The sequence below is a fragment of the Arthrobacter sp. 10L430 genome (genome assembly GCF_056395245.1).
The window spans coordinates 13686-38638 of record NZ_JBFTJD010000013.1 but is presented as its reverse complement, the minus strand read 5'-3'; the positions used below and the strand labels follow the sequence as shown (position 1 = coordinate 38638).

Sequence of the window (24953 nt, the reverse complement as noted above, 5' to 3'; positions counted from 1 at the left end):
AGCCGACATATACCTGAAACGGAAAATACACACTATGAGTGACGAAACCCCTGAGGTTCCCGCGGACTCCGGAGATCTCCCCGAGCCGGTGTTGGAGGGCGATCTGCTGATTGACCGCGTGGAGCAGGTCGACCTCCAGACGGAGATGCAGCGGTCCTACCTCGACTACGCCATGGCCGTTATTGTGGGCCGCGCGCTGCCCGACGTCCGGGATGGTCTGAAGCCCGTGCACCGCCGCGTGCTGTACGCAATGTTCGATGGCGGCTACCGCCCGGACCGCTCGTTCAACAAGTGCGCGCGCGTCGTGGGCGAGGTCATGGGTCAGTACCACCCCCACGGTGACACCGCCATTTACGATGCGCTGGTGCGCCTGATCCAGGACTGGACCATGCGCTACCCGCTGGCACTCGGGCAGGGAAACTTCGGCTCCCCGGGCAACGACGGCGCAGCAGCACCGCGGTACACCGAAACCAAGATGGCTCCCCTCGCCATGGAGATGGTGCGGGACATCGACGAGGAAACCGTCGACTTCCAGGACAACTACGACGGCAAGAACCAGGAACCCACCATCCTGCCGGCCAGGTTTCCGAACCTGCTGGTCAACGGCTCCTCGGGCATCGCCGTCGGCATGGCCACCAACATTCCGCCGCATAACCTCCGCGAGGTTGCCGACGGTGTCCAGTGGTACCTGTCCAACCCCACCGCCAGCCGCGAGCAGCTCCTCGAAGAGCTGCTGCTCCGCATCAAGGGACCGGATTTCCCCACTGGCGCCACCATCCTGGGCCACAAGGGGATTGAGGACGCGTACCGCACCGGCCGCGGCTCCATCACCATGCGCGCCGTGGTCAACGTTGAGGAACTCCAGGGCCGCACGTGCCTGGTAGTCACCGAACTGCCCTATCAGGCCAACCCGGACAACCTCGCCATCAAGATTGCCGAGCTCGTCAAGGACGGCAAGGTCCAGGGCATCGCCGATCTCCGTGATGAAACTTCGGGACGCACCGGCCAGCGCCTGGTGATTGTCCTTAAGCGGGACGCCGTGGCAAAGGTGGTGCTGAACAACCTTTACAAGCACACCCAGCTGCAGGAAAACTTCGGCGCCAACATGCTGGCGATCGTGGACGGTGTGCCGCGCACACTCAGCCTCGACGCCTTCATCCGCCACTGGGTGACGCACCAGATGGACGTCATCGCGCGGCGTACCCGTTACCGCCTGCGCAAGGCCGAGGAGGAAGCGCACATCCTGCGCGCGCTCCTGAAGGCCCTGGACATGCTGGATGAGGTCATCGCCCTCATCCGTGCGTCCAACACCACCGAAGCCGCACGCGATGGCCTGATGGAACTGCTGGATATCGACGAGCTTCAGGCCAGGGCCATCCTGGACATGCAGCTGCGCCGCCTGGCAGCCCTGGAACGCCAGAAGATCCAGGACCGCCACGCCGAACTCGAAGCGATGATCGCAGAGTTCAACGCGATCCTTGCCTCGGAGGAGCGCCAGCGTGAGATCATCAGCACCGAGCTGGCGGAAATCGTTGCCAAGCACGGAGATGACCGGCGAACCAAGATCCTCATGGGCTACGACGGCGACATGTCCATGGAGGACCTGATCCCCGAAGAGGAAATGGTGGTTACCATTACCCGCGGCGGGTACGTCAAGCGGACAAGGAGTGACAACTACCGCTCCCAGCAGCGCGGCGGCAAGGGTATCAAGGGCGCCCAGCTGCGCGGCGACGACGTCGTGGAACACTTCTTCGTTACCACCACACACCACTGGCTCCTCTTCTTTACCAACCTCGGACGCGTCTACCGGGCCAAGGCCTATGAACTGGCTGAGGCCGGCCGGGACGCCAAGGGACAGCACGTGGCCAACCTGCTGGCCTTCCAGCCGGACGAACACATCGCCCAGGTGCTGGACCTCAGGGACTATCAGCACTCGCCGTACCTTGTGCTGGCCACGAAGCGCGGGCTGGTCAAGAAGACGCGGCTGGAGGATTACGACACCAACCGCTCCGCCGGCGTCATCGCGATCAACCTTCGCGACGAGGATGAGCTTGTTTCCGCCCAGCTGGTATCCGAGACAGACGATCTCATGCTGGTATCCCGGAAGGGCCAGTCCATCCGATTCACCGCGACTGATGATGCACTCCGCCCCATGGGTCGGGCCACCTCAGGCGTGACGGGCATGAAGTTCCGCGAGGATGATGAGCTCCTCGCCGCGAACGTGGTCACCGACGGATCATTCGTGTTCATCGTCACCGAAGGCGGCTACGCCAAGCGGACCGCCGTCGAGGAGTACCGTCTCCAGGGCCGCGGCGGGCTGGGCATCAAGGTGGCTAAGCTCGCCGAGGAACGCGGTGACCTGGTTGGCGCCCTGATCGTCCAGGAAGAGGATGAAGTCCTGGTGGTCATGGAGGGCGGCAAGGTGGTCCGCTCGTCCGTGGCAGGGGTTCCCGCCAAGGGCAGGGACACCATGGGCGTCATCTTCGCAAAACCTGACAAGAACGACCGCATCATTGAGGTGGCGCGGAACAGCGAACGTGGCCTTGAGGGAGAGGAATCTCCGGAGGATGACGTAACGTTGGCTGAAGATACGGGATCCGTAGACGGGTCCGCAGAGGCAGAAACAGCAGAGGCAGAGCCGGCGATGCCCGCGGCATCCGAGGATGCCGACAGCGACACCGAGCTGAACGAAGACAACACCGGAGGTAACGAGTGAGTAATTCCGACTCATTTCCCAAGCCGAGCAGTAATGGTCCCGGCGGGATGCGGCAGCCGGCAACCGCTCCACGAGTGAATGCCCCGGTGCGTCCGCAGCAGAGTCCGGGCACGGCGTCGGGCATTCCGGGGCAACGCCCCGCCGCACCTGGACAGTCACTGCCTGGACAGTCAGCCCCGGGACTGCCCTCCCAGGGCCAGCGCCCGGCGGCGCCGGGACAGCGCCCCGTCCAGGGGCAGCGGCCCCAGGCCCCAGGCCAGAGGCCGGCGGCACCCGGCCAGCGGCCGGGCCAGAGTGCCCCGGGACTGGTGAAGCCGGCCCCGAAGGCCAAGGTCCGCCGTGCGCGCCTGCTGGTAAGCAAGGTGGACCCCTGGTCCGTCCTGAAGATGGCGTTCCTGCTCTCCGTGGCACTCGGCATCGTCACCGTGGTTGCGGCCATTGTGCTGTGGACCGTCCTGGACCTGACAGGCATCTTCGACCAGGTGGATAGCCTCCTTGGCACCCTCGCGGGCTCAGAGGGTGGCGGTTTTGAACTGAAGAAGGTTGCGTCGCTCGGCCAGGTGGCATCCTTTGCCGTCATCATCGCCGTAGTCAACGTTGTGCTGCTGACGGCCCTGTCCATGCTGTCCGCCGTGCTGTACAACATCTCCGCCACCCTCGTGGGCGGCATCGGCGTCACGCTGACGGACGACTAAAAAACCCGTGATTCCGCGGAATTAGCACCGCGGAATGCCTCGATTTGAGATCGGGCCGGGATGTGCTGTAAAGTCATGTCTCGGCCCGATGAGGCATCGGGGCGTATAGCTCAGGCGGTTAGAGCGCTTCGCTGATAACGAAGAGGTCCCAGGTTCAAGTCCTGGTACGCCCACGGAACCTGCACAGGTTCAAGTAAAGGATCAGGTAAGACTGACCGGAACGGGGTGCGTGTGAAGAAGTTGCTGGCAATTGCAGCTGCGATCGCAGGCGTCCTGCTCTACAGGAAAGTGCAGGAATCCGAGGCCCGGAAAACGGTCTGGAGTAAGTCAACCGATACGGTTGAATAGTCCGGATCCCCGGTATGGAGTCTGGTCAGACGGCCTCCGGAACTAGGGTATGATTGATGGGTTGCTTCTTATGGGGGCATGGCGCAATTGGTAGCGCACCTGCTTTGCAAGCAGGGGGTTCGGGGTTCGAGTCCCCGTGCCTCCACCATAAGGAAAGTCCCGGCCAGAGATGGCCGGGACTTTTTTGTTTGCGGGTTGCCGTAGCCCCGCGCGGCGGACCTTGCCACAGCGCTCTGGCCCTTCGGACCTGGCCACAGGGCGGCGAGCGGCCCGTATTGGCCGAATCGGAGGGCCGCGAGGGCACACTACTGTGGAGTCGTGAACTTCTTCCTCGCAGCCCTGGGCGTACTGGGGGTGGCCTCCTCCGGGCCCCTCATCGCTGCGACACTCGGTGCAACCACGGTCAGTGCCCTCGCTATCGCCTTCTGGCGCAACGCGATAGGTGCTGCGGTCATGGCCACACCCACCCTGATCAGGGAACCGCGGCAGTTCGGCCACATCACGGGCCGGGAGTTCCGCTGGTCGCTCGTGGCGGCTTCGGCCCTCGCGTTGCATTTCGCCTGCTTCATTACCTCCCTGCAGCTGACATCGGTTGCTGCGGCAACCGCCTTGGTCTGCCTCCAGTCCGCCTGGATCGCCGTCATACAGATGTTCCGCGGCGTGAAGCACCGGTGGCAGGTCCTCGTGGGACTCGGCATCGCTTTCGGCGGCGTCGTGGCCATTACGGGCTTTGACATGGGCGCATCGCCCGAGGCGCTGCTCGGCGACCTCCTGGCGGTAGCTGGCGGGCTCCTCGCAGGGGTTTATACGCTGGCCGGTGGCCGTGCCCGGCAGAGCATGACAACGGGAACCTACACCACGCTCTGCTACGGCATGTGCGCGGCGCTGGTGGCGCTGCTGGCGATCATCAGCAGGCAGCCGCTCCTGGGGTTCGACGCCGGCGGCTGGCTGGGGATCGTAGCCATCACCGTTTGTGCGCAGCTGGTGGGGCACACCGCCTTCAACTACCTGTTGGCAACCATGAGTCCACTGCTCGTCTCAATGATCATCCTGCTTGAGATTCCCGGCGCAGCACTGCTTGCAGCCATCTTTCTGAACGAGACCCTGCCCGCCGGTACGTATGGCGGCCTTGCACTGATCCTGGTGGGGCTCGCCGTCGTCGTCACAGGTCAGCGCACCGGAAAAGCCGGGCGGGGCAAAACACCGCAGGAGCGGCCGGTGGCGGAGCTGGGGACGGACTGAGGGGAAAGTTTCCCGGCCCCTGCAGGCGCTGAAACTGCTTGCCGGAGCCGCGGCGGCTGGGCCGGCGCTAAGGGCAGGCTTCCAGCGCTGGGACTACTGTCCGCCGCGGCGGGCTGGCTGGCTGGTGTTGACCGTGTGAATGGCTCGCAGGAGCTTCGCAGGGAAGTAGACGGAGAAGAAGACCACCATAGGGGCCTTGAGGGCCATTTTCTTGACGTTGTGGGCCTTATACGTGCGGTCAAAGCGGGTCACGTAGTAGCGGTAGTCACGGGGTGAGTCCTCGAGCCGCCGGGCGGACATTCCAGAGACCATCTGCGGCCAGTACTGGACCCGCAGGTCGTGGTCGGCCAGGTGGAGGGAGAGATCAATGTCCTCATGCATCTCGTCCTTCTCATCCCGGCAGGTCTCGCCGCGGATGATCTCCCAGGCAGAACGCCGCAGCGCCATGTTGGAGCCAAACAGAAAGTGGTATTGGTGCTTTGCCAGCTTGAGCATCAGTTGGCGCATCTTGTCATCGGCCTTGAGGCCGAAACGCCGCATGGGCATGTCGTAGTAGACAACCGGTCCCGTGGCAGCCTGCGTGGACTGGTCCGCGAATGCTTTCTGGACCTGCTCCACCCAGTCCGGTTCCACCACCGAGTCGGCATCGATCCGGCCCAGGATTTCACCGGTGGCGTGGTCGAGGCCGAAGTTCCGTGTGGGGATGAGGCCCTGGCTCGTGTCCTGACGAAGCAGGATGATGGGGCTCTCCGGGTACTCCTGCTGCATCTGCAGGACGATGTCCGCAGTCCGGTCCTTGGACATGTTGTCCACCACGATAATCTCGTGCGCCGGAACGGACTGGTAAACGGCCGCGATGAGGCACTGCCGGATGACGCTTTCCTCGTTATATGCGGGTATGACGATTGATACGCCCGGCAGCTGAGCGTCGTGCAAGGCATCCTCGGCGGATCTATCGGGTGACATCACCTCAAACTTAGCACCGATCGATTTTCTTTCCGCGGCCTACGCAGCCGGACCCACAAAAGGTTCCAGTGGTCCAAACAACCTGGCCCTAAATGACTGGAGGGGCCCCGCAACAGGCGGAACCCCTCCAACTGCACGCCCGGTGGGCGTGGAGATTGTTACTTGTCGGCCGGTTTGTCCGCGCCGTTGTCGATGTTGGCCGCAATGTTCTTGACGGCCGTCTTCGCATCGGAGGCGACAGCACCGGCGTCGGCGTGTGCATCCTCGGCCACGTGCTTGGCCTTGTCAGCTGCGTTGTCGCTGTCCTCGGCGGAGGCAGGGGCCAGCGGCGCGGCGTCGGATCCGGCTGCCGATTCGTTCACCGTGGCGGCGGCTATGGGCGCCGGCGTCTCGGCCACAGGGGCGGAAGCCGCTGTGGTGGACGGTGCTGTGGTGGACGGTGCCGGTGTAACGGGGGCCGGGGTCTTCCACGGGTCCTCCACCGGCTTGGAAGCCTTCCACGCCGCGACACCGGCTGCGACCGCAGCTGCGATCACACCGACGATCAGGAGACCGCGCTTCTTGGGCTTCTCCGGCTGGATCAGCGGCTTGCCGGTCACTGCCCGGCTTGCCTCGGAGGCTGCCGACTTCAACTGGCTGCCGGCAACCTGTGCCTGCTCCTGGAGGGAGTGGATGATGCCGACGTCGCCAAGCCTCTGTGCTACGGCGTCCACCCGGGCCGGCGCGCCCTCCAGCGTCCGGTGGACCACCTCTGACGCCGTGCCGATTTGGTCCGAGAGCCGCGGAAGGTATTCCACTACCACGCGGTCACGGGCCTGGTTGATAACAGGCGTGGCCCGGTCCAGGGCCTCGTGCAGCCTCGGCGTCGCGCCCTCAACGGCGTCGTGAATCCTCGGTGCCAGCTGCGACAGTCCGTCCTGGAGGCGGGGCGTCACGGTGGCAACTCCGCCAGCCAGGTTGTGGGCTGCCGACTTGAGCCCTTCCTGGATCTTGGGGGAAGCGGTGTCGATGCCATGCTGCAGCCGGGGTACAGCCCAGTCCACTGCAGCTTCCATCCGGTCTTTTGCGTTCTCTACTGCGGAACTGACCGACAACTCCAGTTCACGGGCAATACGATCCGATTTCTTCACAACTACCTCCCGATTAATGTGACGGTTCTGCAGTTAGCCTACGTTGCGGATGAGCTGCCCTGCTATCGTTCAGGCGGATTCAGAGCGGATTTCACCCAGCGCGGAACTGCGTTTCAGGCCCCGTCCCGCGTTGACCCGCCGTGAAAGAATGACCGTATGACTGCCACAGCAACTGCAAAAGCAACCATCCACACAAGCCTCGGCGACATCGTCGTGAACCTCTTCGGCAACCACGCGCCGAAGACTGTTAAGAACTTCATTGGACTGGCCACGGGCGAACAGCCGTGGACGCACCCCGAGAGCGGCGAAGACAAGTCCGGCACGCCGCTGTACGACGGCACCATTTTCCACCGCATCATCAAGGACTTCATGATCCAGGCGGGCGATCCCCTGGGCCGCGGCACCGGCGGACCCGGCTACCGGTTTGACGACGAGATCCACCCCGAGTTGAGCTTCAACGCCCCCTACAAGCTGGCCATGGCCAACGCCGGCCTGCAGATGGGCAAGGGCACCAACGGCTCCCAGTTCTTCATCACCACCATCCCCACTGACTGGCTGCAGGGCAAGCACAGCATCTTCGGCGAAGTTGCAGACGACGAGTCCCGGAAGGTGGTGGACGCCATTGAGGCTGTCCGCACCGGTATGGGCGACCGCCCGGTTGAAGACGTAAAGATCAACAGCATCGATATCGAGCAGCTCTAACCCCACCATGAGTTACGGGATTCCGTCGGCAGAGCCGTCCGCGCAGGTACCCGTGTGTCCCAGGCACCCGGACCGGCCCTCCTATGTGAGCTGCCAGCGCTGCGGGCGTCCCGCATGCCCAGAGTGCCAGCGGGCGGCCGCCGTCGGATTCCAGTGCGTTGACTGCGTCAACGAAACAAAACGTACGACGCCGGCAGTCCGGACGGTCTACGGCGGCGCCGTGGCCACCGGGAAACCGGTGGTGACGTTCGGGATCATCGCTGTGTGCGCGCTGCTGTACGTCCTGCAGTGGGTGATTCCGGGAAGCGCCGTGTTCCGGACGCTTGCCTACGCCTCCGTCTATGCCACCCCCGAGTTTGGCGTATTCCAGCCGTGGCGAATGATCACGTCGGCCTTTTTGCATTCCCAGGGCTTCCTGCTCCACATCCTGCTGAACATGTACACGCTATGGATCTTTGGCCAGGCCCTCGAACCATTGCTGGGCAGGATCCGGTTCCTCGCTGTCTATCTGCTCTCCGCACTCGGTGGATCCGTGGGGTACCTGCTCCTGACGCCTATTCTTCCGGAGGGCGGCCCGGTGGGGGTCGTGGGTGCTTCGGGGGCCATCTTCGGGCTCTTCGGCGCCATGCTCGTGGTGCAGCGCCACCGCGGCGGAGACACCAGGCAACTCTGGGTGCTCATCGCCATCAACGGCGTTATCGGATTCATGGTCCCGCAGATCGCCTGGCAGGCCCACCTTGGCGGCCTGATCACCGGTGCGCTGTGCGCGGCTGTCATCGCCTACGCACCCCGCGGACCCCGCCAGCACCTCATCCAGTTGGCCGGGCTGGCCATTGTTCTGGCACTTCTGGTAGCGGTCTCCTGGTACCGCGTCATCACCGCCTGACCCCGCCACCGCCCTCTCCCGACCCGCCCCGCCCAGAATGCCTGCACCCACGTTGGGTGCGGGCGTTCTGCATAGGAGCCCCGTCGCTGCTGCTGTGGACCTGCCCGTCCAGGTAGGCTTGCGCCGTTTTGAGCGCCGAGAACTGCGCTTGCGGCTGCCTGGTCGCCTCCCAGACCGTCACCCGCTTCCCGCAAGCGAACGGCCTTCCCACGTGGTCGACTCTCAATCCTGTTTCGTTCGGGCTCCGCACCCTGCTGCTATCGATGCCGAGTTTTCCACAGGGGTTATCCACACTGTTGGTAACTTACACAGTTGTAGTTCTGTCGGACGTGTCCAGAAATCCGCGTGGACTGGCGGATCTTCGGATTGGGCCGTTCGCTGGGTCCACAATTGTGGATAAGTACTCGGGAAGGCCCTGTGGTTAAGTGGACAACTATTCCGCGATTAGGAGGCGGACAGCGGCCAATCCACAGCTGTACCGGTGCCTGTACCGGGTGGGTAGCTCCAGGGCGCCTGCCGCTGCCAAGCCAGGGGCAAGGCCGCCGGGAGCCTTGGCTGTGCACGGCAGGGATTTTCAACAGGCTTATTCACAGTGTTAATAACTTCCAGCCATGTAGTTCAACGTTGGAGTGCCGTTCTGAGGCCTACATCCCGGTAAATCCGTCCGCGCCGTCCCACAGGTTATCCCCACCTGTGGATAACCTGTGGGTAGTTGCCTGTTGTTAAGTGGATAAGCGCACCCCGTCCGCGTGTAGTCTCGGACTAATCGCCAGCCCGCCTCACAAGTCCGCCGGCTCCGTGCGGCGGCCCGATTCTTCGAGGAGTACGCCATGAGCACCACTGAACATATCTACTTGGACAAATACCACCCTGCGTCTTGGCGTGCCCTCAATGGGCTGGGGCTGAAGGTGCGGGAAGCCGCCCTTGAAGCCGGGCTGGACCCCAAACTCGTAGAACTGCTCAACGTCCGCACGTCCCAGCTCAACGGTTGCGCGTACTGCCTGGACATGCACGTGGCTGACGCCCTCAAGGGAGGCGAATCAAGCCAGCGTCTGGCTGTTCTCCCCGCCTGGCGCGACACGGACCTGTTCGACGGGACCGAGCGGGCCGCCCTGGCCCTTGCAGAAAGCATCACGGCCCTTCCCGATACGCACACCCGGGACCTGGAGGACGGCTACGCGCGCGACCACCTGACGGCCGAGCAGTATTCGGCGGTGAGCTGGCTGGCCATCACCATGAATGCGTTCAACCGCGTGTCCATCACGAGCCGGCACCCCGTCCGTCGGAAGACGCAGTAAGCCGGACGGACGCGACCAGGCCTTTATCCACAGCCTTTCCACAATTGTTAATAACTTGAGCTGTCGTTCGCGGGGATCGGCTAGTGGCTGAACAGCCATGGCGTGCGCTTGCTGCGAATGCGGGCGCTTGGGTTATCAACACTGTGGATATCTTTACCAACACGTGTGCACTCGCGCTCGGCCGTGAAGCAGCGAAACTGAGACAGCCGGCCCGGCTACAACCAGACCCCGGAGGTGCCTCGGCGGTGACTGTCAATGAGGTGTGTGTCCACCATCCCGACGGCTTCCATGAGGGCGAACATCGTAGTTGGCCCCACGAAGGCGAATCCCTCTTTCCTCAGCGCCTTGGACAGGGCTATGGACTCCGGAGACCGGGTGGGCACATCGGCGTGCGTCGAAGGGGCAGGAGTCGAGGTGGGCTGGAATCCCCAGACAAAGTCCACCAGTCCGCCCTTGTTACGCAGCTCAATGGTGGCTTGGGCGTTGGTGATGGCGGCGCGGATCTTCAGCCTGTTGCGCACAATCCCGGTATCCTGCAGCAGCCGTTCGACATCGGTCTCAGTGAACGCGGCTACGGTCTCGGGGTGGAAGTTGGCGAAAGCCGCACGGAAAGCGGGCCGCTTGCGCAGGATAGTGGCCCAGGACAGGCCGGCTTGAAACGCCTCCAGGCTGATGCGCTCGTAGAGGCCCTGCTCGTCACGTACGGGCAGGCCCCATTCTGTGTCGTAGTACTCGCGCATCAGGGGATCGACGGAGGCCCACAGCGGACGGGCGAGGCCGTCGTCGCCGATGATGATGCCTTCGGTCATGGCTGCTGCGTGGTGTTCAGGAACGCCAGCGGGTGGTCATCAGGAAGCCCACGATCGCGATGCCGAATCCGGCCACGATGTTCCAGGATCCCCAGTCGCCAACAGGGAGCTTTCCTTCACTGATGTAAAACGTGATGATCCACAGCAGGCCGATGATCATGAGACCGAACATGACAGGCTTGAACCACACAGGGTTCGGCTTGTACGTCTGTGTGGCAGAGACCGGCTCGGCCGCGCGGGCGGTCTTCTTACGTGGCTTTGACTCGGGCACATGTCCTCCTTGGCGGGCTGAATCAAGAACGGCGACCCGGCTTGATATCCTGCTCAGAGGAATATTGCCGGCGGCCTGCGCGCTCCTGGTCAAGTCTGAAGTCTTACTAGCAGCCAATTCTAGCTGTAGTTCAGGCCACACCAGCGCCCACCGCAACCGCCTTTGAGGAGAACGCGTGGTACTGCAGGAAAGGGTGATCGCCCCTGCCAAGCCGGCAGCCGGCGTCGTGATCCTGCGAAAGGCCGTGCAGATCATTGGTGAGCTGCTGATTACGGTGGGCATTGTGCTCCTGCTCTTCGTCGCCTGGCAGTTGTGGTGGACCAACGTGGAATCCGATGCAAAGCAAAGCGCGGCGGTCAAGGACTTCACCCGCGACCTTGGTGGACCCGTGACGCCGGCGCCCAGCGCGGAGGCGCCGGCAGGGCCGAAGAACTACGGCGCACCGGCAGTTGCCCAGGCTCCCGGCCACGGCGGCACCATCGGCATCATGTACATTCCCAGGTTTGGCGAAAACTACACCCGTCCCATCGTCGAGGGCACCACGGCGGATGTGCTGGACACCCTCGGCCTGGGCCACTACGGCGGAACGGCCATGCCCGGTGCCGTAGGCAACTTTGCCGTGGCCGGACACCGCCAGACACACGGTGCCGTCCTGGACAATATCCACACCCTCGTGCCGGGTGACAAGATCTACGTCCAGACGCGCGACGGCTACTACGTTTACGTCTTCCGCAACAACCGGATCGTGATGCCATCCAACGTTGACGTCTTGCTCCCCGTGCCCTCGAAGCCCGGGGTTAGACCCACGGAAAGATTCCTGACCATGACCAGCTGCAACCCCCGCTTCGGTTCGCAGGAACGGATCGTTGCGTACTCCGTGATGGAACGCTGGCAGCCCGCATCCGCAGGACCGCCTGCCGAGATTGCCGCCCAGGTGGCACGCGCACGAGGGGAAGGCTGAGACTTGTACGGTTGGATATTCCGGCACCTGCCGGGCCCGCTTTGGCTGCGCATCCTCACGTCAGTGGCGCTGATCGCCGGGACACTGTTCCTGATGGTCGAGTTCCTGTTCCCCTGGATGTCCCAGTTCACACAATTCACCGACTCAACGATTGGTGCGGCAAGTAACCCATGAGCACAACCAAGATCCTCGTCGTGGACAATTACGACAGCTTCGTCTACACCCTGGTGGGCTACCTCCAGGAACTGGGCGCCGAGACCACGGTGGTCCGCAATGACGACGTGACGCTCGCCGAAGCGATCGAAATGGCTGAAACGCGCGACGGCGTACTCATCTCGCCCGGTCCGGGCGCACCGTCGGAGGCGGGCGTCTGCATCGAGCTGATCAAGTGGTGCGGGGACAACAGCAAAGCCATGTTCGGCGTTTGCCTGGGCCATCAGGCCCTCGCCGAGGCCTACGGCGGCATTGTGACGCACGCGCCGGAACTGATGCACGGCAAGACGTCCCTGGTCCAGCACGAGGGCGCCAGCGTCTTCGCAGGCCTGCCCTCCCCCGTCACCGCGACGCGCTACCACTCACTGGCCGCCGTGCGGGAGTCCATTCCGGACATCCTCGAAATCACTGCCGCGACCGCCACCGGCGTGGTCATGGGGCTTCAGCACCGCACCGCCCCCCTGTGCGGCGTGCAGTTCCATCCGGAATCGGTCCTTACCGAGGGCGGCTACCAGATGCTGGGAAACTGGCTCGAGTCACTTGGCATGGCGGGCGCGGCCGCACGCGCGGCCAAGCTCAGCCCGCTCATCCAGCACTAGAAGCCGGCAGAGGACTCCGGCGCCGGGCGGGTGCCGGGCAGGAGGCGGGTTGCCGGCCACGCGGGGCAGGCGCGCGCCGGTCACAAAGCTGGCGGCCACTGAACTGACGCCTGAATCGAAGCCCTAAGGCTTGGGCTTCGCCGTGCCGGTGCTGCTCGGTGTCGGCGTCGGGGTGGGCTTCGGCGCCGGAGCCTTGGAAACCGTAACGGTGATCGCCTTACCCTGCTCTACCAGGGAATTGAGGGGATCGCTCTGCCCGGTCACCTTGCCCGGAACCACCTGGGAGTTCTCCACTTCGTTGATGACGGTCGGCAAGCCCAGGGCCTTCAGTGCGGCCTCCGCTTCGGCGCGGGTCATTCCCCGGAGTTCGGGCATGGCCACCTTGCCCGTGGACACCACAATTTCCACGGTGCTCCCGACGGCCACCTGCTGGCCCGGAGCCGGCTTGGTAGTGATCACCAGGCCTCCCGCTACCGTGGCGCTGTTGGCCATGGTGGTGGACGGTGCCCCCACCAATCCGGCCTGTCTCAGGATGTCGCGGGCCGCCGCTTCCGTCCGCCCAGGCAGTGCTTCCGGGACCTTCACCGCACTTGGTCCGGCGGAAATGTTGAGGGTCACGTCCGAGTCCGGCTCAAGCGATGATCCGGCCGCGGGCACGGTTCCAATGGCCGTTCCCTTGGCGATCGTGTCATGCTGCACACGCTTGATCTGGGGCCGCAGCCGGGCGTCGTACAGCAACTGAAGGGCTTCAGTTTCTGTGCGGGCCTCCACAGACGGGACAGAAACCTTGACCGGCTCGGCCGGAGGCTGATTCATCACGTTGTACAGCCACAGCCCGCCGCCGGCCAGCACCAGGAGGGTAAAGATGACAAAGGTGGCGGTCCAGGCCCGACGGCGGGACTTCTGTACGCCCGTACGCTCCCGTTCGCGGGGCAGGCCCAAGGGAAGTTCGTCCTGCTCTGCGGTCTCGTACACTGCGGCGGCCTCCGCGGGGAGCACGGCGTCGCCTGCGTCATCGTAAGCAGGCCTGAGCCGGCCTCCGGGGGCATCGTCAAGGAAGCTGGCGCCGGTCATGGAAAAGGCCGCGGTGGGAGGATTGCGGTGCGGTTCGGGAACATGGTCGTTGGGGTCGGTCGGCGCCTCGCTGGCTGACAGGCCAGGCACCGCGACACCGTTTTTGGCTGCACGGAGCGCGCGCCGGAAGGCCGCCGCGTCCTGGAAACGGTCGGCGCGGTTCTTCTGCAGGGCCTTCGCGAGGACGCTGTCCAGTGCTTCGGAAACCTCGGGATTGAGGCTGCTGGCCGGTTCCGGGATTTCGCGCACATGCTGGTACGCCACCGAAACGGGGCTCTCGCCGACGAACGGCGGACGCCCGGTCAGCATTTCGTACAGCAGGCAGGCCGCGGAATAAAGGTCGCTCCGGGCATCCACGGTCTCGCCGCGCGCCTGCTCTGGCGAGAGGTACTGGGCCGTGCCCACCACGGCCTGCGTCTGGGTCATGGTGGCGGCGGAGTCGGCCATGGCCCGTGCGATGCCGAAGTCCATGACCTTGACAATGTTCGAGCTCTCGCAGAACATCACGTTGGCAGGCTTGATGTCCCGGTGCACGATGCCGGCTTTGTGGCTGTACTCCAGCGCGGACAGTACGCCGAGGGTGTAGCTGATGGCCTGGTTAATCGTGATGTCCTTGGACCGGATGAGGTCCCTGAGGGTTTGCCCGGCGACGAATTCCATCACGATGTAGGGAACCCGGATCTGGTCGTGGGCATCCCCGGGAACTGCGTGGTCACCTGTGTCGTAGATGGCCACGATCGACGGGTGGTTCAGGGCGGCAACAGCCTGCGCCTCGCGCTTGAACCGGGCCTGGAACTGCGGGTCCCGTGCCAGGTCGGGACGCAGCAGCTTGATGGCCACCGTCCGCCCGAGCCGGGTGTCGATGCCACGGTGCACGTCCGCCATGCCACCTCGTCCTATGAGCTCGCCGAGCTCATAGCGTCCGCTGAGGACGCGCTGGGCTGTCACCGGGAGGCTGTCCTCCCGGTGCGACGGCGTTCTTGGCGGCGTGGTCACGGCTTACCGCCCGGTCGGAGGGGCACTGGGAGTGACCGTGGCCGAGGGTGAGGGAATCAGGGCTTTGGCGAGGTGGTACGTCACCACGGAACCGGCGTCGACCTTCTTGCCGGCGCCCGGATCAGAGCTGACAAACGTACCGGGCTCCTGTCCCGGATCACCCTCGACATCATCTCCCTTTTGCCAGCGCAGCCCGGCCTTTTCGATGGCGCTCTGTACCTCGGCCTCGCTGCTGCCGGCGCTAATATCCGGTACTACGATCTGCTCCGGACCCTTGGAATACGTGACCTTGATCGTTTCACCCGCCGGCACCGGGCCGGACGGATTGATGTCCGTGACGGTACCGGGAGCAGCGGGATCGGCGACCGGGACGCCGTTCACCTGCAGCCCGAGCGCGATCAGGTCGCTGCGCACCTTGCTGTACTGCTGTCCCAGGTAGGCGTCGGGAATCAGGTTGATGGCCTCCGGGGTGGTTTCCGTGGGCGTGGGCGTTGGCGAGGGGGTCGTGGGCGTGGGCGTTGCCGATGTCGCGGAAGGCGTCGGGCTGGCGCTCGTGGAGGCTGTCCGGCTTGGCGAACTCGAGGTGGTGCCCGCAGGCGCCTGCGACGGGAAAAGAATGCCGGCTTGGCTCAGGAGGATGCCGACGACGGCGAACAGCACCAGCAGGATCAGGGCGATCAGCGGCCAGGTCCACGGGCTGCGCTTGCGCCGTTCGGGCTCATCGGCAGGCTCGTCGTCGTACTGTTCCTCTTCCTGCACCCAGCTGCGCTCGGCGGCCAGGGCGTCAGCCCGCGAAAGGGTGCTGCCGGCACGGGTGGGCGTTCCCTCGCCTGCTGCGCCTGCTGCGCCCGCGGCTGCCGCACCCGCGGCTGCGGCGCCGAGCACCGGCAGGGCGGAGGTCGCCGTCGTCGAGTTTTTCTCGGAGCCAATGACTCCGGTGGGCGCCGTGTGCATCTTGACCGGGGCCGTGATGGGGCCGGTGGCTGCCTCATAAAGCAGCATGCCGGGAACGGCGGCGTGGGCTGCCGAAATATCGCCGTTGCGGATGGCTTCGGCGGCTTCGGAAAGTTTGATGGCGTTGGCCGGCCGGTTCTTCGGATCCTTGGCCAGCATGGACATCAGGAGCGCCCGGACCGGCTTTGGCAGGGTGTCCGGCAGGGGCGGCGGGGCATCGTTCACCTGAGCCAAGGCGATGGCGATCTGGGACTCGCCGGAGAACGGCCGGTGGCCCGTGAGGCACTCGTAGCCGATAACGCCCAGCGAGTAGATGTCCGAAGCGCCCGTGGCGGTCTGGCCGGTGGCCTGTTCCGGGGCGAGGTACTGGGCGGTACCCATCACCTGGCCGGTCTGCGTCAGCGGGACCTGGTCCGCAAGGCGGGCGATGCCGAAGTCCGTCACCTTGACCCGTCCGTCGGGTGTGATCAGCAGGTTGCCCGGCTTGATGTCGCGGTGCACCAGGCCTTGGGCATGGGCAACCGACAGCGCACGTGCGGTCTGGGCCATCATGGACAGAGTGCGGTCCGGCGAGAGGACCTGCTCGTGTTCGATGATGCTGCTCAGCGGCTGGCCGGGGACCAGCTCCATGACCAGGTAGGCGGACCCCTCCTCCTCGCCGTAGTCAAAGACATTGGCGATGCCCACGTGGTTTAGCAGCGCGGTGTGGCGGGCCTCCGCACGGAATCTCTGGAGGAAGCCAGGGTCTCCCGTGTACTCCTCCTTGAGCACTTTGATGGCCACGATGCGGCCGAGGATAAGGTCCTTGGCTTTCCAGACTTCGCCCATGCCGCCGATCGCAATACGCGTGGTCAACTGGAATCTGCCGCCGAGGGTGATTCCCGATGTAGGCCTCACTTATTCAACACCGCCTCAAAAATCTTCTTTGCGTTCGGACTGGTTAGCTGTGCGCCGGTGGTGATGTCAACGCCTTGCATGACGATGGTGACAGACACCCGCGGGTCCTTAGCCGGGGCAAACCCGGTAAACCAGGAGTTGTTCAAGCCGGTTCCCAGCTCTGCGGTGCCCGTCTTACCGGCAACTTCGACACCGGGGACGGCCGCCCCGCCCGCGATTCCTTCACTCACCACGCTGGTCATCCAGTCAGTGATCTGGCCGGCTATCTCCGGCGTGGTGGAGGTCCGCAGCGGAACAGGCTTCGGTTCTTCGAGGACGCGCAGGTCCGGGGACCGTACGGCCTTGATCAGGTTGGGTGCCATCTGCACGCCGCCGTTGGCGATGGCCGAGGTCATCAGCGCGATCTGGAGCGGCGTGGCGCGGACGTCGCGCTGCCCGATGGCGGACTGCGCCAGCCCGGCCGCGTCCAGGTCCCGCGGGAAGATGCTCTTGGCATAGTCGAGTTTGAGCTGGTCGCCCAGTTCCTGGCCGAAGCCGAACTTAGCGGCCTGCTCGGCGATCGCGTCCTCACCGAGTTTCTGGGCGATGCTCGCAAACGGTGTGTTGCAGGACTGCTGGAGCGCAAACGCGAAGTTGGCGGTGTTCCGGGTGTAGCAGTTGCCGCCGGCATAGTTGGGCAGGCGGTACTGGATGCCCGGGAACGACATTTCGGCCGGATTCGGCAGTTCGCTGTCCGCGTTGTATTTGCCCGAGCCCAACGCTGCCGCGGTGTCCACGAGTTTGAAGACCGAACCTGGTGCCAGCAGGGCGCCCGTGGGGCCGCTGACTGACTGGTTCAGGTTGACGCCGGGAACCTTGATGACCTCGTTGTAGCTTGCCTGCTCCTTGGCCGCGTCCTGGGTGGCGATGAGGTTGGGGTTGTATGACGGCTTGCTGACCATGGCCAGGATGTTGCCAGTCTTGGGGTCCGTGACCACGATCGATCCGCGCTGGCCGTCCGGGATGAGGTCATACGCCAGCTTCTGGATCTTGGGGTCGATGGTTAGTTCCACGGAGGCACCCTTCGGCTGGTTGCCCAGGAACAGCTGCCCGATGCGGTCCAGGAAGAGCTGGTCCGAACTGCCGGCGAGCTGGGCGTCCATGGCGCGCTCGAGGCCGGTCACGCCGTAGTTCTTCGAGAAGTAGCCTGTGAGACCCGCGTAGAGCTCGGGCTGTGTGTAGGTCCGCTGGAACTTGCAGGTCTCGTTTCCCTCAACGGACTCTGCGATGGCCGTGCCGCCAACGAGGATCGCGCCGCGGTCGTTGCAGTAGTTCTGGAGAATGGCACGCTTGTTCCAAGCGTTGGCCTTGAGCTCGTCGGCCCCAACCACCTGGACATAGCTGAGCGCACCGAAGATCAGGGCGAACATGGCGATCGCGGCGATCCATGAATGTCGAATGGCCTGGTTCACAGGTGTTTCACCGCCTCGGTGGGAGCGTCAGGAAGGGTCTGGGTGGCATTCCTGCCGGGCCGTCCGCCGGCAACGGGAGCGGGCTGCTGCGCCGTTGTCTGTGCCTCCGGGGTTTTGCCCGGCTGCATTGGCGTGGTGTCCACGGGGCCGCGCGCAGTGTGGGAAATCATCAGCAGGAGGCCAACGATGATCCAGTTCGCGAGGAGGGAAGAACCTCCCGCGGCAAGGAAAGGTGTGGTCAGGCCCGTCAGGGGGATGAGCCGCGTGACACCGCCGATGACCACAAAGCACTGCAGGGCCACCGCGAAGGACAGGCCGCACGCCAGCAGCTTGCCGAAGGCGTCCCGCGTGCCGAGGGCCGCCCGGAAGCCGCGGGTGAAGAGGAGGAGGTACATCATGACGATGGCGAACAGCCCAATCAGGCCAAGCTCTTCACCGAAGGATGCGATGATCATGTCGCTGTTCGCAAACGGAACCAGGTTGGGACGTCCCTGGCCAAGCCCGGTGCCCACGAGTCCGCCGCTGGCCATGCCGAAGAGGCCTTCGACGATCTGGCCGCTGCCGCCTGGGGACCGGCCGAAGACTTCCTCGGTAAATGCATTGAGCCAGGCGTCGATGCGGAGTGCGACGTGGGAAAAGACCTTGGACGCCACAAAGCCGCCACCCAGGATGAGTGCGAGGCCGATGACCACCCAGCTGATTCTGCTTGTGGCCACGTAGATCATCACGATGAACAGTCCGAAGAACAGCAGGGAGGATCCGAGGTCGCGCTGGAAGATCAACACGCCGATGCTCACCAGCCAGGCGGTGATCATTGGTCCCATGTCCTTGAACCGCGGGAACTGCAACGGACCGATTTTCCGGCCTGCCAGCATGATCAGGTCGCGGTTCGAGGAAAGGTAGCCAGCGAAGAATATAGCCAGGGTGATCTTCGCGACCTCGCCGGGCTGGAACGTCATGGGGCCGAGGCGGATCCAGACGCGGGCGCCCAGGATTTCGCCGGCGGAAATGCCGGGCACCAGCGGCAGGATCAGCAGCAGTGCACTCACTGCAAGGGAGATGTACGTAAAGCGGCGCAGGACCCGGTGGTCCTTGAGCAGCCAGATCACGGCAATCGCGACGGCCATGGCGATGAGGGTCCACCTCATCTGGTTGTTGCCGGTGTCTTCCCCCGGCGCGTCCAGGCGGTGGATCATCGCCAGGCCGAGGCCGTTGAGGGCGACCACAAGCGGAAGTATTACCGGATCGGCATACTTTGCGCGGAGCCGCAGGACCACATGGAAAACCAGGGCCGCAATCGCCAGCAGGCTGGACTGGAACCAGAAATCCGTGTCAAAGGCGGTCTGCTCGTCGATGCTGATCAGCGCGTTGGCGCCGATGCTCACGCCAAGTGCCAGTACGAGCAGCAGCAACTCGACGTTGCGGCGTGGCTTCGGGATTGTGTCGGCGTGGGTCATTGGCCACCCTCACAGGTTGCGGTTGGAGATGGTACTGCGGAGGCGCCGGCGGTGGCTGTTGGAGATGCCGTCGGCTTGGGGCTGGCCGTCGCGGTCGGACGCTTGGAGGCAGATGCCGTGGGTTTGGGAGAGGCCGTGGCAGTAGTCGGTTTCGGAGACGGGGAGCCGGCAGCGGTGGAAGTCGGTGAGGGGGTCAGGCACTCATCCGAGGGAGCGGTGCTGCCCGTGCGCTCGAGGTTCTTAACGATGCGCTGGGCGTCGTAGAGATCGCGTGCAGGCACGGTCTGGCGCACGCGCTGCTGGGAGAACTGGGGCAGTGAATCCATCCGTATGTCGGTTACGGCCTCAAGGGTGGACAGCTGGAGCGGGCCAAGGCGCTGCGAGACGCCATTGAAAATCGCCACCCGCTGGTCGAATTCGCCAATGTAATAGCGCGTCTGCGTCCAGGCGTATCCCAGCCAGAGCCCCACCGCGAGGGCCACGAGCGCCGCGGCCGCGATGCCCATGGTGATCCACCGGCGAGGCCGCCGTTCCGGGCCCAGTTCGGCGGCTTCGTCGCGCGCCTGTTCGGCTTTGTGGGTCAGGACTGTGGCCGCCCGGCGTGCGACGGTGCGCCCAGCGATGGTGGGGATGGAGCCAGTTTCGGCCGCCGCGACTGCCGCTCCAACGAGGAGGTGGGGTCGCGAGGACAGCTCCTGCCGCAGCACCTCTGCCGAGAGATGTTCGCCCAGATGGGGGTCCGTGGTGGTTGTGGGCTCCTTGCCGGCATCGTCCGCGGTGTCCCCGGCGCCGGCGTCGTCTGCCTGGTCGGCGGTGTCCGGAGCCGAAGGTTTGGACGCCCGGGGGGTGCCCGGGGCGGGGGCGGACGCCGTTGCCGGCGTCGCTTCACCGGGCTGCTCCAGAGAATCGGCCGTGGCCGCGGCGGCAACCGCACCGGCGGCCGCAGCCGGCTTTTCGCCGGTCAGTTCAGCGGGAGGAACGATTTCGACGGCGGCTGTCTTGACGTCGTCGTCCGTCTCCTCGGCAATTTCGATCATGACGACGGTGACGTTGTCCGGGGCGCCGGCCTCCAGGGTGAGATCGACAAGCGTTTCCACGCATTCGCGCATGTCCTTGGTTTCCCGGACTGTCCGTTCCACGACGTGGCCGGCCACATAGTTCAGGCCGTCGGAGCAGAGCAGCCAGCGTTCGCCGGGCTGCACGTCCAGCGTGTCCAGGTCCAGCTCGGGGCTTGCATCGACGTCTCCTAGGACGCGCATCAGGACGTTCTTGTGCGGGTGGGTTTCGGCTTCCTCGGGGCGGAGGCGGCCTTCATCGATCAGGCGCTGGACGAACGTATGGTCAATGCTGATCTGTTTGAACTCGCCGTCCCGGAGCCGGTACGCTCGCGAATCGCCGATATGGGCGAAGTGCAGCTTGCCCTCCGCGAGCAGCAGGGCCGTCACGGTAGTGCCCATGCCGGCCAGTTTGGGATTGATGTGGACGAGTTCGGACAGCAGCGAGTTGGCCGTCTGGATCTCGTCAGCGAGGACGGTTCCGGCGTCGCCCTCGTACTCGTCCGTATCCAGGTGGATCATGTCCAGGACGGTCGCCGCAGAGGCAACGTCACCTCCGGCGTGCCCGCCCATGCCGTCGGCCACGACGGCCAGGTGCCGGCCTACGTAGGCGGAGTCGTCGTTTTTTGCCCGGATACGGCCGACGTCGGAGCGCGCGGCGTAGCGCAGAATCAGGGGACGCGGCGAGGCTGGCGCCTTCTCCGCGGGGATGTCCGGAGCGGCCATGGCTATGGCCTCAATTCGATGACCGTCTTGCCGATTCTCACGGGTACGCCGAGGTCCACTGGGAGGGCCCGGGTGAGCTGCTGGTCGGCCAGATAGGTGCCGTTTGTGGAGCCGAGGTCCTCAATGAACCAGCGGCTTCCCTGCGGGAAAAGCCGTGCATGCCTGCCGGAGGCGTAATCGTCCTCCAGCACCAGAGTGGCTTCCTGGGCTCTGCCCAGCAAGATTGGGCTGGCAGCCAGGGGGACGGTCCGGCCCTTGAGCGGGCCTTCCGTCACCACCAGCTGGCGGGCCTGCTGCTTCACCGGCGCAGGAGCCGGCTCGGCAAGGTCGGGGTTCTTGCGGACCTGCCTGGCCGTGGGGACGCCCGTGGCGGCCTTGCGGCCGATCATGAGGTCGCGGCGCATAGCAGAGACGATGCTGAAGATCAGAACCCAGAGAAGGAGCAGGAAACCGAAACGCAGGGCCGTGATGGTCAGTTCGCTCATGGGCGGCCGCCAGAGTTGGCCGGCAGGAGGCGGAAGATGATTTTGGTCCGTCCCATCGTGATGGTGGAGCCGTCGGTGAGCTCCATGCTGCCGGCCACTTTGTGTCCGTTGACGTAGCTGCCGTTGGTGGAACCCAGATCTACGGCCGTGGTGGTGCCGCCGGCTGTTTGGATTTCCAGGTGGCGGCGGGAGACTCCGGTGTCGTCCACGAGAATGTCAGCTTCTGATGAACGGCCAAGGACGATTGAGGGCGCGTTGAGTGAATACCGCTGGCCGTCGATGTCCAGGACGGGCTGCAGGCGGACGGGCTGGCGGCTGGGCGCAGCCGGAACGTTGGTGCGCGGCGGGGCCGCGGCAGCCGGGCCGGAAGCCTTTTCGGTCTTGGAGGTAATTTCGAAGTCTCCCGGACGGTGGGCTTCATCGCGACGGAACGAGATGCGGACCGGACCCTGCAGCGTGTAGCCCTGGCTGCGGACGTGGTTGATCACCACATCGCAGAGTTCCTCGGCCAGGGGCGTGCCCCATTCCTGGGCCCGCTGGAAGTCGTCATCGCTGAGCAGCACGTCGAAGACGTTGGGTGCCAGGGTTCGGCCGGCGGCAATCGTGATGGCCTTGTGGTCCACCTCGCGGCGGAGCCGGCTGGCGATTTCCACGGGCTCAACCTGGGCCTTGGAACCGGTGGAGAAGACGCCGCGGACGGCCTTCTCGATGCCGCGCTCGACTTTGTCAAGCAAACCCATGGTCCTCTCCTTTCCTTGCAGCCGCTGGGCGGCACACCTCGTGGAACTCATCTGGCAATGCAGGTCATAACAGAACAGTGAGCCCGCCGGGAAGCGGGCGCCTATACATCCGATACTACTTGCCACCCCTGTGAATGACCTTAATCCACAACGCGCCGGACGCTCGATTCGTTCATTCACGAACGCCCGGTGTTGCTGTGATCACGCGGGCATGGTCTGCGTTCGGCGGAGGAACATGGGCGGATCACGTGCGCGTCCGCAGGTGGTTTGACGGCCCCAAAACGGCCGATTGGCATTTTGCCGTGATTGTCCGTTATGCTTGATCTCGCTGCTTTTACGAGGTTGCAACTCCGGGATTCGGAGCTGGAATCGAATGGAAGAAGTTGCGCGCGAGTGGCGGAACGGCAGACGCGCTGGCTTCAGGTGCCAGTGTCCGAAAGGGCGTGGGGGTTCAAATCCCCCCTCGCGCACGCAATCAAGGAAAACCCCGGTCTTCGGACCGGGGTTTCTTTTTTTGCCTTAACGGCCTGCGGCTGGCTCGTCTGCGGAACCGTAGGCCTTGCCTCTACGACGGAGCCGCCGCTGCCGGACGGTAGGCGTGGCTGGGGTTTTCAGCAGCCGTTCTCGTACCGTGTACGCCTCAGATCGATGGCGAGTCCCTTGGCTCCGGCCAGACGGCGGCCAGCGGGTCACTCTAGACCTGCGGGCCCGGCAGCAGAGCTGCCGGACCCGGTCCGATTGATGGTTTGGTTGAACGATTATTTGTTGACCGATTATCTGTTGACGGCAACCTTCGGCCGGGCATTCGCCTCAACGGGGGTTTCCCCTTCAGGCCGGGCCTCAGCTCCGTCCGGGGAGTTGGCGGGCTTGCGTTCATTCAGGAAGTAGACGAGGCCGGCAGCCACCGTGGAGGCGGCGGCCAGGGCGAAGAGTCCCGGTACCACGCTTCCGGTCTGTTCTTTGATGATGCCGAATCCAAACGGGGCCACGAATCCGCCCAGATTGCCCAGGGAGTTGATGATGGCGATGGCGGGGGCGAGGACCAGCGGGTGCAGACCGGACTGGGGGATGGTCCAGAACAGCGGGGAGGCGCTCTTGAAGCCCATGGCGGCGACGGCCAGGAATACCAGAGCCAGAACCGGGGTGGCGACGGCTGCCGCAAACGTTCCCACGGCCGCACCGAGCAGGGCAACCACGAGCAGGGGACGCTTGGATTTGGCTTTGTCCTGCCATTTCGCAGCGAAGTACATGGCGAAGACGGCGCAGACCCAGGGAATGGCCGAAAGGAAGCCGACGCTCAGGTCGGTGGTGCCGGGGATCTGCTTGACGATGCTGGGAAGCCAGAAGGTGTTGGCGTAGATGGAGAGCTGCACGGAGAAGTAGATGCCGCAGAGCAGGAGAATCTGCGGATTCAGGAGCATCTTCCAGCGGTTGACCTTGTCGCCGCTTCCGGCTGAGTGCTGGGCATCCTCACGGTCAATGGCGCCGGCGAGTGCGGATTTTTCCCCTGCCGTGAGCCATTTGGCATCTTGGATCCTGGCGTCGAGGACGAAGAATACGGCCATCCCGACTGTGACGGACAGCAGGCCCTCGAAGCCGAACAGCCATTGCCAGCCGCGCAGGCCCGCGACATCGTGGAGGCTGAGAAGCACTCCAGCGATCGGGCCGGACAGCGCCGCCGCGACTGACGATCCCGCGATGAAGACGGCGGTGGCCTTGCCCCGCTGGCCGGCCGGCACCCAGCGGGCGAAGTAGAAAATGACCGCGGGAAAGAACCCGGCTTCGGCTGCGCCCAGCAGGAACCGCAGAACGTAGAACATGGTCTCGTTCTGAACAAACACCATCAGGAAAGAGACGATGCCCCAGCTGATCATGATCCGGGTGAGCCAAATCTTGGCACCGAACTTCTCCATCATCACGTTGCTGGGAAGTTCGAAGATGGCGTAGGCGATGAAGAACAGCCCGGCTCCGAAGCCGTAGGCCGCGGCACCGATTCCGACGTCCGCCTGCAGGTGATCCTGGGCGTAGCCGATGTTGGAGCGGTTCAGCTGGTTACAGACGAGCATGACCAGCATGATGGGCAGCACTCGCCGGAAAAATTTCTTCGTGGCCGAAGCCAGATCCGTGACAGCGGTGTCTACAGACTGCATGGGAAAATCCTCTTTGATCGATCAACAAGCCTACGCTGCGGGGGTGCCGGGAGGCCGGCCTTTGTGGTCCCCGCCACAGCTTCCCCTCGACTTTATTCAACCGCAGTGATGCACGTCCAACACATATTTTGC

General features: G+C 64.5%; 21 protein-coding genes and 3 tRNA genes. 12 read left to right on the top strand and 12 right to left on the bottom strand.

Translation table 11 applies throughout. The features are described 5' to 3' along the window. Positions 1 to 34: 34 nt before the first annotated feature. The 6 genes from gyrA to AC1DDG_RS12910 all read left to right on the top strand — a co-directional run bounded on the left by gyrA (position 35) and on the right by AC1DDG_RS12910 (position 5001). Complete coding sequence (gene gyrA, locus AC1DDG_RS12935; RefSeq protein ID WP_230119119.1) at positions 35 to 2716, top strand: DNA gyrase subunit A; 2682 nt, start codon at positions 35 to 37, stop codon at positions 2714 to 2716. Further along, entirely contained in the window at positions 2713 to 3411 is a 699-nt protein-coding gene (locus AC1DDG_RS12930; RefSeq protein ID WP_476876357.1) for a DUF3566 domain-containing protein, read from the top strand. Before gyrA ends, AC1DDG_RS12930 begins: the two co-directional genes overlap by 4 nt. Before the next feature lie 99 nt (positions 3412 to 3510). Continuing rightward, positions 3511 to 3584 (top strand) — tRNA-Ile (locus AC1DDG_RS12925). 52 nt (positions 3585 to 3636) lie between these two features. Next, positions 3637 to 3759: a DLW-39 family protein gene (locus AC1DDG_RS12920; RefSeq protein ID WP_476876356.1), complete on the top strand. Its 123-nt coding sequence runs from the start codon at positions 3637 to 3639 to the stop codon at positions 3757 to 3759. A gap of 72 nt (positions 3760 to 3831) precedes the next feature. Beyond that, positions 3832 to 3907, top strand: a tRNA-Ala gene (locus AC1DDG_RS12915). A gap of 170 nt (positions 3908 to 4077) precedes the next feature. After that, entirely contained in the window at positions 4078 to 5001 is a 924-nt protein-coding gene (locus tag AC1DDG_RS12910; protein WP_476876355.1) for a DMT family transporter, read from the top strand. A 93-nt stretch (positions 5002 to 5094) separates the two neighbouring features. Here the strand turns inward: AC1DDG_RS12910 and AC1DDG_RS12905 are convergent, their stop codons facing one another. Continuing rightward, complete coding sequence (locus AC1DDG_RS12905; RefSeq protein ID WP_476876354.1) at positions 5095 to 5967, bottom strand: glycosyltransferase family 2 protein; 873 nt, start codon at positions 5965 to 5967, stop codon at positions 5095 to 5097. A 158-nt stretch (positions 5968 to 6125) separates the two neighbouring features. Continuing rightward, positions 6126 to 7097, bottom strand: a complete 972-nt coding sequence (locus tag AC1DDG_RS12900; protein WP_476876353.1) for a hypothetical protein — start codon at positions 7095 to 7097, stop codon at positions 6126 to 6128. A 156-nt stretch (positions 7098 to 7253) separates the two neighbouring features. On the opposite strand from AC1DDG_RS12900, the gene AC1DDG_RS12895 reads away from it, so the two are divergent. The 3 genes from AC1DDG_RS12895 to AC1DDG_RS12885 all read left to right on the top strand — a co-directional run bounded on the left by AC1DDG_RS12895 (position 7254) and on the right by AC1DDG_RS12885 (position 9983). Then, entirely contained in the window at positions 7254 to 7799 is a 546-nt protein-coding gene (locus AC1DDG_RS12895; RefSeq protein WP_230119113.1) for a peptidylprolyl isomerase, read from the top strand. Positions 7800 to 7806: 7 nt separating this feature from the next. Next, positions 7807 to 8685, top strand: a complete 879-nt coding sequence (locus tag AC1DDG_RS12890) for a rhomboid family intramembrane serine protease (protein WP_230119112.1) — start codon at positions 7807 to 7809, stop codon at positions 8683 to 8685. An 830-nt stretch (positions 8686 to 9515) separates the two neighbouring features. After that, the gene (locus AC1DDG_RS12885; protein WP_230120380.1) at positions 9516 to 9983 is read left to right on the top strand and encodes a carboxymuconolactone decarboxylase family protein; all 468 of its coding nucleotides are present in this window, start codon (positions 9516 to 9518) and stop codon (positions 9981 to 9983) included. A gap of 215 nt (positions 9984 to 10198) precedes the next feature. Here the strand turns inward: AC1DDG_RS12885 and AC1DDG_RS12880 are convergent, their stop codons facing one another. Together AC1DDG_RS12880 and AC1DDG_RS12875 are read right to left on the bottom strand one after the other, a co-directional pair. After that, complete coding sequence (locus tag AC1DDG_RS12880) at positions 10199 to 10792, bottom strand: DNA-3-methyladenine glycosylase I (RefSeq protein WP_476876352.1); 594 nt, start codon at positions 10790 to 10792, stop codon at positions 10199 to 10201. 16 nt (positions 10793 to 10808) lie between these two features. Continuing rightward, positions 10809 to 11063, bottom strand: a complete 255-nt coding sequence (locus tag AC1DDG_RS12875; protein WP_230120383.1) for a cell division protein CrgA — start codon at positions 11061 to 11063, stop codon at positions 10809 to 10811. Between the two features lie 175 nt (positions 11064 to 11238). On the opposite strand from AC1DDG_RS12875, the gene AC1DDG_RS12870 reads away from it, so the two are divergent. Further along, complete coding sequence (locus AC1DDG_RS12870) at positions 11239 to 12024, top strand: class E sortase (RefSeq protein ID WP_476876351.1); 786 nt, start codon at positions 11239 to 11241, stop codon at positions 12022 to 12024. 170 nt (positions 12025 to 12194) lie between these two features. Then, a complete protein-coding gene (locus AC1DDG_RS12865) occupies positions 12195 to 12836 on the top strand; it encodes an anthranilate synthase component II (RefSeq protein ID WP_476876350.1) in 642 nt (213 codons plus the stop codon). Between the two features lie 123 nt (positions 12837 to 12959). On the opposite strand, the gene pknB is transcribed toward AC1DDG_RS12865, so the two are convergent. From pknB to AC1DDG_RS12830, 7 genes are read right to left on the bottom strand one after another with little or no spacing between them, the layout of a single operon-like run. Then, positions 12960 to 14906 (bottom strand): Stk1 family PASTA domain-containing Ser/Thr kinase, encoded by a 1947-nt coding sequence (pknB, locus tag AC1DDG_RS12860; protein ID WP_476876349.1) that lies wholly within the window; start codon positions 14904 to 14906, stop codon positions 12960 to 12962. A gap of 3 nt (positions 14907 to 14909) precedes the next feature. Then, positions 14910 to 16757, bottom strand: coding sequence for a protein kinase domain-containing protein (locus tag AC1DDG_RS12855; protein ID WP_476876348.1), 1848 nt, complete (start codon positions 16755 to 16757; stop codon positions 14910 to 14912). Then, positions 16754 to 18208, bottom strand: a complete 1455-nt coding sequence (locus tag AC1DDG_RS12850; RefSeq protein WP_230120390.1) for a peptidoglycan D,D-transpeptidase FtsI family protein — start codon at positions 18206 to 18208, stop codon at positions 16754 to 16756. The genes AC1DDG_RS12855 and AC1DDG_RS12850 overlap by 4 nt, the downstream gene beginning before the upstream one ends. Then, positions 18205 to 19665 (bottom strand): FtsW/RodA/SpoVE family cell cycle protein, encoded by a 1461-nt coding sequence (locus AC1DDG_RS12845; protein WP_476876347.1) that lies wholly within the window; start codon positions 19663 to 19665, stop codon positions 18205 to 18207. The genes AC1DDG_RS12850 and AC1DDG_RS12845 overlap by 4 nt, the downstream gene beginning before the upstream one ends. Continuing rightward, on the bottom strand, positions 19662 to 21446 hold the full coding sequence (locus tag AC1DDG_RS12840; RefSeq protein ID WP_476876346.1) for a PP2C family protein-serine/threonine phosphatase: 1785 nt from the start codon (positions 21444 to 21446) through the stop codon (positions 19662 to 19664). Before AC1DDG_RS12840 ends, AC1DDG_RS12845 begins: the two co-directional genes overlap by 4 nt. 2 nt (positions 21447 to 21448) lie before the next feature. Further along, entirely contained in the window at positions 21449 to 21931 is a 483-nt protein-coding gene (locus AC1DDG_RS12835) for an FHA domain-containing protein FhaB/FipA (protein WP_476876345.1), read from the bottom strand. Further along, positions 21928 to 22671: an FhaA domain-containing protein gene (locus tag AC1DDG_RS12830; RefSeq protein WP_476876344.1), complete on the bottom strand. Its 744-nt coding sequence runs from the start codon at positions 22669 to 22671 to the stop codon at positions 21928 to 21930. The genes AC1DDG_RS12835 and AC1DDG_RS12830 overlap by 4 nt, the downstream gene beginning before the upstream one ends. A gap of 387 nt (positions 22672 to 23058) precedes the next feature. Between AC1DDG_RS12830 and AC1DDG_RS12825 the strand changes: the two genes are divergently transcribed. Continuing rightward, positions 23059 to 23141 (top strand) — tRNA-Leu (locus AC1DDG_RS12825). Positions 23142 to 23444: 303 nt separating this feature from the next. On the opposite strand, the gene AC1DDG_RS12820 is transcribed toward AC1DDG_RS12825, so the two are convergent. Next, complete coding sequence (locus tag AC1DDG_RS12820; RefSeq protein WP_476876343.1) at positions 23445 to 24821, bottom strand: MFS transporter; 1377 nt, start codon at positions 24819 to 24821, stop codon at positions 23445 to 23447. Positions 24822 to 24953 lie beyond the last annotated feature (132 nt).